The sequence below is a fragment of the Micromonospora sp. NPDC050200 genome (assembly GCF_040656135.1).
GTDB lineage: Bacteria > Actinomycetota > Actinomycetes > Mycobacteriales > Micromonosporaceae > Micromonospora.
The window spans coordinates 1-9,360 of the sequence record NZ_JBFALG010000113.1 but is presented as its reverse complement, the minus strand read 5'-3'; the positions used below and the strand labels follow the sequence as shown (position 1 = coordinate 9,360).

7 protein-coding genes and 2 pseudogenes are annotated in these 9,360 nt (G+C 68.4%); 3 read left to right on the top strand and 6 right to left on the bottom strand.

All coding sequences use genetic code 11. The annotated features are described in order from the left end of the window. Nucleotides 1-182, bottom strand: a pseudogene (locus AB0I41_RS33840) (IS607 family transposase); the annotation flags it as partial. Between the two features lie 712 nt (nt 183-894). On the opposite strand from AB0I41_RS33840, the gene AB0I41_RS33835 reads away from it, so the two are divergent. Together AB0I41_RS33835 and AB0I41_RS33830 are read left to right on the top strand one after the other, a co-directional pair. Then, nucleotides 895-2,520, top strand: a complete 1,626-nt coding sequence (locus AB0I41_RS33835; protein ID WP_357115179.1) for a hypothetical protein — start codon at nt 895-897, stop codon at nt 2,518-2,520. 600 nt (nt 2,521-3,120) lie between these two features. Continuing rightward, the gene (locus AB0I41_RS33830; protein ID WP_357115177.1) at nt 3,121-3,990 is read left to right on the top strand and encodes a zf-HC2 domain-containing protein; all 870 of its coding nucleotides are present in this window, start codon (nt 3,121-3,123) and stop codon (nt 3,988-3,990) included. 194 nt (nt 3,991-4,184) lie between these two features. Here the strand turns inward: AB0I41_RS33830 and AB0I41_RS33825 are convergent, their stop codons facing one another. From AB0I41_RS33825 to AB0I41_RS33805, 5 genes and pseudogenes are all read right to left on the bottom strand, one after another. Next, the gene (locus tag AB0I41_RS33825; RefSeq protein ID WP_357115175.1) at nt 4,185-4,661 is read right to left on the bottom strand and encodes a sigma-70 family RNA polymerase sigma factor; all 477 of its coding nucleotides are present in this window, start codon (nt 4,659-4,661) and stop codon (nt 4,185-4,187) included. A gap of 273 nt (nt 4,662-4,934) precedes the next feature. Next, nucleotides 4,935-5,900: an alpha/beta hydrolase gene (locus AB0I41_RS33820; protein WP_357115173.1), complete on the bottom strand. Its 966-nt coding sequence runs from the start codon at nt 5,898-5,900 to the stop codon at nt 4,935-4,937. Between the two features lie 90 nt (nt 5,901-5,990). Further along, nucleotides 5,991-6,314 carry an alpha/beta hydrolase gene (locus tag AB0I41_RS33815; RefSeq protein ID WP_357115181.1) on the bottom strand — a complete coding sequence of 108 codons (324 nt, stop codon included), beginning with the start codon at nt 6,312-6,314 and terminating at the stop codon, nt 5,991-5,993. A gap of 54 nt (nt 6,315-6,368) precedes the next feature. Continuing rightward, nucleotides 6,369-6,483, bottom strand: a pseudogene (locus AB0I41_RS33810) (hypothetical protein); the annotation flags it as partial. Nucleotides 6,484-7,094: 611 nt separating this feature from the next. After that, the gene (locus AB0I41_RS33805; protein ID WP_357115171.1) at nt 7,095-8,522 is read right to left on the bottom strand and encodes an IS1380 family transposase; all 1,428 of its coding nucleotides are present in this window, start codon (nt 8,520-8,522) and stop codon (nt 7,095-7,097) included. A 494-nt stretch (nt 8,523-9,016) separates the two neighbouring features. Here AB0I41_RS33805 and AB0I41_RS33800 point away from each other — a divergent pair. After that, nucleotides 9,017-9,360, top strand: a 344-nt coding sequence (locus AB0I41_RS33800; protein WP_357115169.1) for a helix-turn-helix domain-containing protein, incomplete at its 3' end; no start/stop codon positions are given.

Sequence of the window (9,360 nt, the reverse complement as noted above, 5' to 3'; positions counted from 1 at the left end):
TGGTCGGCGGAGGAGACACGGCAGTACGCGACTACACGACCCTCGGCGCTCGCGGGCTCGGTCACGATCCACGTTCCGGAGGGCGCCTGGCGGACGGGGACGGGCATCTTGCCGTCCCTCACCCATCGCCAGGCGGTCTGATAGCTCACCCCCTGCCGGCGAGCCCACTCCGAAAGCTTCACACGGCCATCATACGCGACAACGCACGACCATGTTTGACCATAAAATGGCGAACAGCCGTCAGCCCCGCCTGTGGCGCCTGCCGACCCACCATGCCCCGGTGGCGGAGGCGCCGTGCTGCCCTGGGTTCGGCCCGCTCCCGCGATCCGGGCACCGGTGACCGTGGCTGCGAACCATCGCGGTGCCGGCATCCCCGAACCGACGGGAGCGGGGAATGAACTGACCTACTTCGGTCCCTGAATGCGGAAGATCCAGCAGGAGCATGCCGCGCCCCTTTATTAGTGACCTGGCCTTCTTCTCGGTGTGCCAGCTGGACGGTACGGCGGTGGTGCAGGCGCGGCTCGATCGTTCGGCGCAGCTTGCCACCGCAACCACCAGCCAACCAGAGGGTGCAGCCTGCTGAGGATGCACTGCGCTTCAGCGCCCTCGACCGAGACCTCAACGTCGCACGCGACCTCGCCCGGCTGGCGACCGTCTGTTTACCACCGACCCGCACCGGCAGCTTGGCCGACTCCCACCCCACGCCACGTCTGGGCACCAGGACGAAAGGCACGCAGCGACTGCCCTCCATCAGGCCAGGTGCAGCTCAGCGCCAGAGCCGCGGTGTCGGACGGCGACAAACTGCGCCGCCGTTGATCGGACCATCGAGTCTGGTGAACCGAGAGCCGTGTGCAGCCGTCGTGGAAGGGACGACCGCGTTGAGGGAGAGCGACAGTGCGTAACACCCGTGACACCGTCGGCACGTTTCGCTGGCGGCGGCAGGCTCGCTGGATCGGCACCCACCTGCGCCAGACGGGACGGATTGGCCGACATGCCGCGAACGTGGCGAGTGGCAGCCCGGTGAAACGGACCGTGATCGCCGGACTCGGGCTGATCCTGGTCGCACTTCTCGGTGTGGTGGCCGCCGCCGGCTTCGGCACCGCAACCGCCGAGAGCAGGATCCTGGCCGGGAGACCCGTACCCGCCGACCAGGTCCCGGTCATTCAGGCCGCCGCGCTGTCCTGCCCGACGCTGTCGCCGGCTCGACTCGCCGGCCAACTGATGTTTGCCTCCGGCTTCAACCCGAGCGTTCAATCCGGATCTGGCAGAGCCGGAGTTGCCGGTCTCACGACGGCGATGTGGGACCGCTGGAAGCCCTCCCCACAGGCGCATCGGAGCGACGTTAAGGCCAACATCATCGCCCTCGCCCACGCGATGTGCGACTTCGTGGGGCAGGTCCGCCAGGCGAACGTCGGTGGGGATTCCTGGCGATTGGCGCTCGGCGCGTACCACTCGGGCATGGATGCCGTACGTACCGCGAAGGGTGTGCCGGCCGCGGCGGGCACATACGTGGACACGGTGGTGCGGCTCGCGGCTTGGTACGCCACCCGGCCCGAATTCTCCGGCGCCTCGTCGACGCCCACGCCGAGTCCGAGTGCGACCGGCCCGGGCGGCGGGCCGGCCGCCCCACGGGCCGTACCTAATGAGTACCTGGCCCTTGTCTTGTCCGCCGGACGAACCTGCCCGCAGATGCCCCCGGCCAGAATTGCGGCGCACCTCATGGCGGCCTCCGCGTTCAATCCGAACCTGCTGGGCGCCAGCGGCGCCCAGGGCATCGCCGGCTTCACTCCGCAGATGTGGGCCTCGTACGCGCTGCGGCCCACCGCGACCTCGCCCTGGGACCCCATGGCGGCGATCCCGGCCCTGGGCCGGGCAATGTGCGCGCTGCTGGCAGAAATGTCCGGCGTGGCCCCCAACCCTTATCCGCTGGCGATCGCGGCGTTCGTGTGGGGCCCGGAGGCCGTCAAGCAGGCCCGCGGAGTACCGGCGGCCGCGGGGCTGCAGGCATACGTCACGTTGGTCCAGCGATACGCCGAGTACTACGGCGGCGATCCGAGGCTGGCTCGGCCCGGCGCCAGCGCCAGCGCCAGCCCCACGGGCGCTGACCGGGCTTCACCGAAGCCAGCGAAGGTGGGTAACACCAGCAGCGGGTCGACGCCTCGCCCGTCGGCAACTCCGAAGCGGGAGTGGCAGACCAGGGTCGTGACGGCCACGGCCGTGCTGACCCCCGGACAGGCATGGTCGACCGACCGGCTCAAGTTCATCCTGCGCGCTGACGGCGAGGTCGCCCTGACAGACCGCGGGCGGACGGTCTGGCGTGCCGGCACTGCCGGCAAGGGCGGTATCAAACTGGTATTCCAGGCCGACGGCAACCTGGCGCTCTACAACAGCGCAGGGCAAGCGATTTGGACCACGAGGACGGAGCAGAACGACGGGGCAATCCTCGTTCTGCAGGCGGATGGCAACGTGACGATCTCAATCAACGGTCGGTTCCTGTGGCACACGGGCAGTCAAGACTGACTTCATCGCTGGTGCGCCGGGTGGCCATGCGGGCGCTCGGTAATCTGTGCTGAGCTCGGCCGACGGGCTGACCATGACCGTCCGGCGTGACGGGACGTCGTGCTTCAGCCCTCGGCCAACCAGTTGCCCGCTGTGTCGCGCGGCGGCCGGCTGCGTCTCTTTCCAGCAGCCGGTGCACCCCTGCTCCAAGGTGCCCGGCGGCTCGGTCGGGGTCCGACCACGTCCGGAGTCCGGACCACTGCGGGCGGCGCAGTTGGCAGCAGGCTGACCGGCCGGGTAGGTCAGCGACTCCGGCCGACCTCGGCCGCCACTGGCCCTGTTAAGGGTCGCGACCCGGCGGCTGGCGAAGGCTGGCCATGGTGAATCTCGGCGAGTGGGATGTCACGGAGACGGCGCTGGCGGCGGGCCGGTTGTGGGCCTGCGCCAGCGGGACAAAACTGGCTGAGCGTGGATCCTGGGTCGGCGATCCATCATGCCCGGTTGAGCCGGTAGCGGCCGGTGACGCCGTCGTGCTGCCGGATCAACCGTGAACCCGTCAAGCGGCCGGCCCGTCATACTGAACAAGGCGGGATGGGCGTATTCCGCGTAGCACCAATGAGGGTGGGAGCGTTCACCAGTGAAGGTAACGCCGTGAAAGACATCAAACACGATGATTCCGTCCACATGGCAGCCGCACAATACCTGCTGGGTGCCTTGGACGCCGCCGCAGAGGCGGCTTTCGAACAGCATCTCGGCGGGTGCCCCACCTGTCAGCGGGAGTGCGACGCCTTCGGCCCGCTGGTCAGCGGCCTGAGCCTGCTGCCGGACGCGGAGGTGGCGGCGTTGCTCACCGCGGACCCGGCGGCCGGACAGTCGGCCACCGTATCGGTGTCGCGCCAGCATGGCCGGCCGCCCGCTCCAACCCGCAGGCGTGCTGGGGCTGCGGACATCGCTCGGCGCGGCCCCGCCCGGGCGGAGGCCCCAATTGAGGCGGAAGGCACGGATCGGCCGCGCAGCACCCGCAGACTCGGTCGCCTGCGCCGGCTCACGATGGGCGGAATCGCGGTGCTGATCGCGCTGGCGGTCGGGACGGCCGTGGGGAGAGCAATTCGGCCCGCAGAATCGACCCAGCTAACGCCGGTCGACTCCTCAGTGACCGTCGAGGGCACCGCTGCCGCTGCCCGGTTGTCGGTCGTCATCGCGGCCAAAGGGCACAGCACCACGATAATTGCCACAGTGACCGGACTCGAGCCAGCGGAGCGGTACCGGCTCTATGCCGTTACCACTGACGGGCACGCTCACGAGGTCGACGAGTGGACAGGTTCGGTCGGTGCCACCGACCTCACTACCGAGCTTGAGCTTTCGGTCGCCGACCTCGCGTTCTTTTCCGTGACGCGACAAGACGGCACGGCCGTCGTGGCGGCGCGGCTGAGCCAGCGGGACCGCTCCACTGGACATGGAGCCTCGTCACGGCCCGGTAACGGTGATTGAGGGCGTCGAACGGCAGTCAGGAGCGCATCGCGGAGACAGCCCGGCCCTGGGCGGCGCATTCATGCAGATCATCGAAGTACTCTCGCGGCGCCAGCGCTACATCGCCGGCACTGGTCGGCAATGAAGGGCCGGTGACGGGAGCTGTGATCGTCCCAAGGCACCCGAGATGGCCGGGCAGTTGCCGCCTTTCGGCGTCACTGCCCGACGATCGCTCGGAGCGCGCGCAGCGCATGGTGAGTGCGTGACTTTACTGTTCCCTCGGGAATGCCCAGGATCGCCGCGGCTTCTTTGGTCGACCGCTCCCGGACGTAGACCTCGAGCAGCACCTGCCGGTGGTCATACGAGAGCCGAGCGAGCGCGGCCCGGATCGTATGGGCAGCAACGAACTGGTCGATGGGGCTGTCGTCGGCTGGAATCGTGGTTAGATCCACGGCGCCGGTCTCCGGGGGGCGAACCTGTCTGGTCCTAGCCGCGTCAATCGCGACCCGCCGCGCCACCGTGAACAGCCACCGCCGCAGGGGCTCCGTCTCCGACGGCAAATGGTCGAGGTGCCGCCAGGCGCGAAGAAGCGTCTCCTGCAGCAGGTCCTCGGCAGCCTGCGTGTTGCCGAGAGTGAGCCGAAGCAGGAACCGGTACAGCGGTCGGGACTGCGCCTCGTGCAGCGCGTTCATCCGCTGCTGCCGCTGCGATGCGCGGCGGAGATCGACGTGCGGTGCCTGTCCGCTCTCGGTCGGCGCCGACGCAGGGACCTCTGGGCTGACTATCTGACCTTCTGGATGTTCATCACATGCCAGACCGAGGTGCCCACCTGATTCTGGCTCGTGTGGTGGCGTGGATCGGTGTATCTCTCGTCGGTTCGACACCGCTGAGCGCTGCTGCCACATCCCGCACCTCCGTCCGAGACGACATTGAGGACGATCGGCCGTTCCTTGCTGCCAGTCGGTTCACGACCGCGGTTCCAGCAGCCGCCGTTGCCGGGGCTGCCCGGGGTGTACGTCGCTTGCTGGCGATGATTGATCCGGCAAGCTCCAGGAGGTGATCCTGGCTGCGGCGGCGAAGTCGGCCACGGAGAGAGCGAACAGTTCGGCCTCTTCGAAATGGACCACGTGCCCGCTGTCGGCGAACGTTACGAGCTCAGCATCGGGAATCGCGTCCACGAGCATTCGGGCCCAGGTGGGTCCACAAATGAAGTCGTGAGCTCCGGCGAGAATCAGAGTGGGCACCCGGAGCGAGTCAAGTTGGTTTCGAACGTCGAACGGCGGCTCCTGCGCACGGGCCGGGGCTACCCAGGCGTGCAAGCCGTCCTGCATCGCGTGAAGCAGATCGGGGTTGAGCCATGGGCGGGCCAGGTAGATGGGCAGCAGACGGCGCAGTGCTTCGGTGTACGCGGCGTCGCTGCCAGCAGCAAGGGCAGCAGCGAAGGCATGGGGGATGTCGGCCGCGTCCGGCTGGTCCGGAAACCGGTGTGGGAATCGCTGGACGTTGGCTACTGCGGCGTTGCAAAAGTCGATCCCGGTAACGGGCGACGTGGCGCATAGCACCAATCCGCCCAGCCGGCCCGGGTAACGCAGCGCGTACTGCTGGGCGACGAAGCCGCCATGCGAGTGACCGAGCAGCAGCGGCGCGGGCACCGCGAGGTGGTCCACGACCTGGGCAAGAAAGTGGCTGTACCGATCGATGGCGTAGTCATCCGCCTTGTCGAAGCGTGCCGACTGGCCGGTACCGATCGGCTCCAGATACACCAACGTCAGCCGTTCCTCCACAGCCGGCATGCGCAGGTACTCCCAGCCGATGCCAGGGCCGCCAGGGTGCACGATGCACACCGGTCCGCTTCCGGCGACGTGATACCGCTGCGGCCTGCGATCGACCAGGATGACGTGCTCGCCAGGGATAAGCGGCTCGTCGGTCATGTGGGTTTCCTTCCTAAGACTGCTGGGCCTGGCGGTATCCCGAGGGTGGTTCCCGGCGCTCGGTGCCCTGGGACATGCGACGGCCCTCGCTCAAGTGGTCGACAGAGCTGCCTGCGTAATCACATCGACCACGGCGGCTGGCTGAGACGCGTACACCGCGTGGCTGCCGGGAGTCTCCACGGTGGTCGCCCGCGTTCGCTCGGACATGGCCGGCTGCGCCGGCGGGGGAATCAGGCGGTCGTCCTTGGCGACCAGGTACCAGCTCGGCTTGGCGCGCCATGCGGGCACCGAGACGGTCCCGGCGAGTGCGTCCTCGCCCCAGGGGACCTGCGAGTCGGCCATGAACGCCAGCTTCGGAGATGACGGCGCCGCCGTACGAGTGACCGACCAGCACCGCCGGGCCGTCCTGGGCATCGAGAACGTGGCGCGTGACTGCGACATCGCCGGCGAGTGAAAGGGTCGGATGCTGCACGATCGTGACCGGGTACCTGTCCTGCGCGAGCAGGTCAAAGACGTGCTGCCAGCCGGATCCATCAACGAAGCTGCCGTGCACGAGCACGACGCTGGTCGCACCCTGGCTCATCGGAACCTCACCCTCGCGCGAGCGGATGTGGACGAGAGCGACCCTACGGAGCTGGCATGCGCAAGAAGTGCGCATCGAGTGACCGGGCAGGGGGAGGAGGACTGCCCGACTCGGCACGCCGCCGGAGCCCTGTGGGTCCGAAGTGCTGGCGGGAGCGGCCCGCCGATGACGTCTCGGCCACCCGCGACGTGTCGAGTGAGCAACTAGCATCCTGCCCGCCAACCGTCCGATCTCTCCCAACCTGCGGGGCACGGGACACCGCGGCTATGTCGACGACGGCGTCGCGCAGCACCGTGCCAGGGGCGCGACAAGGTTGGACGATCGGGGCATGCAGACCGAGCACGCTCGGCAGCGGTCCGGACGGTCTCAAGCTGACCACACGTCTCCCGTCTGTTTGGTACTGGCTCCTATCTCATCGACGGATACGGTCACCAACGGTTCGACTGCGCTCAACCTCGATTCGTCAGAGGATTTTGATCCCTGCCTGACCGTTTCGGCTTGACCGCTTTGTCCTCCTGTGGTGAGTACGGGTCGACCGCGTGTCGCTGCGGGCGCGCCGGGTCTCCGGGTCCGGGGACAGTCTTTCTGCTGGTAGTGGCAGCTTGGGCGGGTTAGGTGGTCAGCGGCAGGGTGGTCAGGCGTTGCCAGCAGAGTAGGAACGCGTCGGCCCAGGGCCAGGTGTCGGGGATGGACAGTGTTCTTCGGCGGGCGTGGGTGGTGAGTTTCGCGGGTAGGTGCAGCAGCCGGTAGCGCAGGGTGTCGGGTTCGGCGTGGGCGAGGTCGGGTTGGTCGTGCAGGCCGAGTAGCCGGGTCCAGGCGGCCAGGTCGGCGGCGATGTTCGCGGCGAGGATCCAACCTTGGTTGACGGTCCAGGACTTGCTGGGCAGGTTCCGCAGGCCCATGGCCTTGTTCGTCCGTACCTGGTCTTCCACGCCGGCGTGTGACCGGTGCAGGGCGTCGAGCCACTGCGGGTGGTGCGAGCCGGGCACGCCGTGGATCCGACCGATGTTGGTGGCCACGATCGCGTACCGCCAGCCGGTCTTCTTCTCCAAGGCGGCGAGTTTCTTGGCGTGTCGGGCGGCCGGGCGGGTGCGCCGCACGAGCAGCCGCAGCCCGGCGGGCCAGCCGCCGACCCGGGTGTTGAGGCCGGTCAGTTCGGCGACCTGCGCGGTGTCGGTGGCGGTCCCGTCCTGGCGCAGGCTGCTTGCCCAGGCGGTGGCGGGCAGGGCGGCGATCGCGGCCTCATCGGCGTCGGTGATCGTCCATCCGACGGTGAACTTCACCGTGCGCCACAGCCGGTTCATCTGCTCCAGGTGTTGCAGCAGTTCGTGGGTGGCTCCGGCGCCGTCGACCCGCACGAGAGTCTTGCGCCGGTACTTCGCGGGGAGCTGGGCGATCGCTTCGCCGAGAACCTGGATGTGGTCGGTGACCGTGTTCGACCCGGCGTTGCCCGGGCGCAGCAGCATGGCCAGGCTCTCGCCGGTGTTCGCGCACCATGCCCCCAACGGGTGGAACCCGAACCCGCGCTTGAACGTCGCCGCCGCGCCCTGCTTGTCCGAGTGGGCGGTGATCAGGGTGGCGTCCAGGTCGATGACCACCCACCCGGAAAGGAGCTTGCCCGCCACGCTCAGCCACGGGAAACCCTGCGGCCGACCGGCGAGCAGATCCCAGACCCGGACCCGGACCTTCGCCCGTGCCTTGGCGACACGGCGCGGCCCGGCCTCGTCCAGCCCCGCCAAGGCGCGGCGCACAGTAGCTTCCGACGGCGGCTCGGCGAACACCAGAGCCTGATGCGCCAGCAGCCCGATGTCGGACGTGCTCGTCGCGCCGAGCACGATCGCGACCGCCAGGCAGACCAGGACCGTGCCCCGATCCCACCAGCCCGGCCCCTTCCCCCGGGGCAGCACCTTGCTCAACCCGCCGGTCAACCCGGTCCGGTCCCCGCACCGCCGCAGCAGGACCGCACCCGCGTGACCGACCAAACCCTTCCCACCCGAGGCCACGACCAGCCGCTGATCCCAACCGCTACCCTTGCTCACCAGAAGGGTGCACCCGCTTCTACTGTGGATATGGCCTAAGCAATCACATCCTCACACGTCGGGTGCACCTTTCCTTCATCACCCTCGATGAATCCAATCCCCTCTGACTGGGGGAGGTCAACGGAGTGATCTGTGTCGCGTCTCGGCCGAACCTGTGGCACTGCCGACCATCGCTGACCGGTGCCGTTCTCCGGCCGGGCGGCGAGACGCCGCGCTGCAGATGATCTGTCGGCGTGTCCAGGCGCGTTCGAACTCGCGGTTCGGTGAACCGCGCAGGACTCCGGTACGTCGTAGGTCCGGAACACTCGGGCGTGGGCGGAAGGCGAGGTGAGATGAAACGACTCCCGCCATCAGATCAGGCCGCCGGCTGGCGAGGGGCCGACCGTGCGGCGGGCAGAGCAGCGGCAATCGCCGACCGGCCCAACGCTGCCGGCGAGAGGGTTGGTCGGTTTCGTAGCGTTGTGCGCATATCTGAGCGTGATCGACTGACGTCGATGCGTTTCCTGGCCTACGGTGGGGTGGAGCTGAACGCATCGACCGGCTTGGTGCGGCTGTACCCGGAGAGGCGCGCAGTGCTACTCAGCAGCCAGCAGGCCGATGTGCTGGCGGTCCTGATCGACCGGGCCGGCAAACCATGCCGTCGCGACGAGATCGCGGTCGCCATGTCAGAAGGCTCCCGCCCGCCTACCATGGCGCAGATTGGCGTGATCATTTCGAACATTCGCAACAAGCTCGGCACCCACCCACGGCCCCGGCGTTGTTCCGGCTTGAGGTGTTCTGTCCAGGTTGAGGACCGGGCAGGGCTGGAGTTGTGGGACGAGCGCGACTCTGATGATCT

Coding starts and splice junctions, on each gene's coding strand:
- AB0I41_RS33825 (WP_357115175.1), bottom strand. CDS start 4,661: ATGAACGCGCTGCACGAGGCGCAGTCCCGACCGCTGTACCGGTTCCTG.
- AB0I41_RS33820 (WP_357115173.1), bottom strand. CDS start 5,900: ATGACCGACGAGCCGCTTATCCCTGGCGAGCACGTCATCCTGGTCGAT.
- AB0I41_RS33815 (WP_357115181.1), bottom strand. CDS start 6,314: ATGCCCAGGACGGCCCGGCGGTGCTGGTCGGTCACTCGTACGGCGGCG.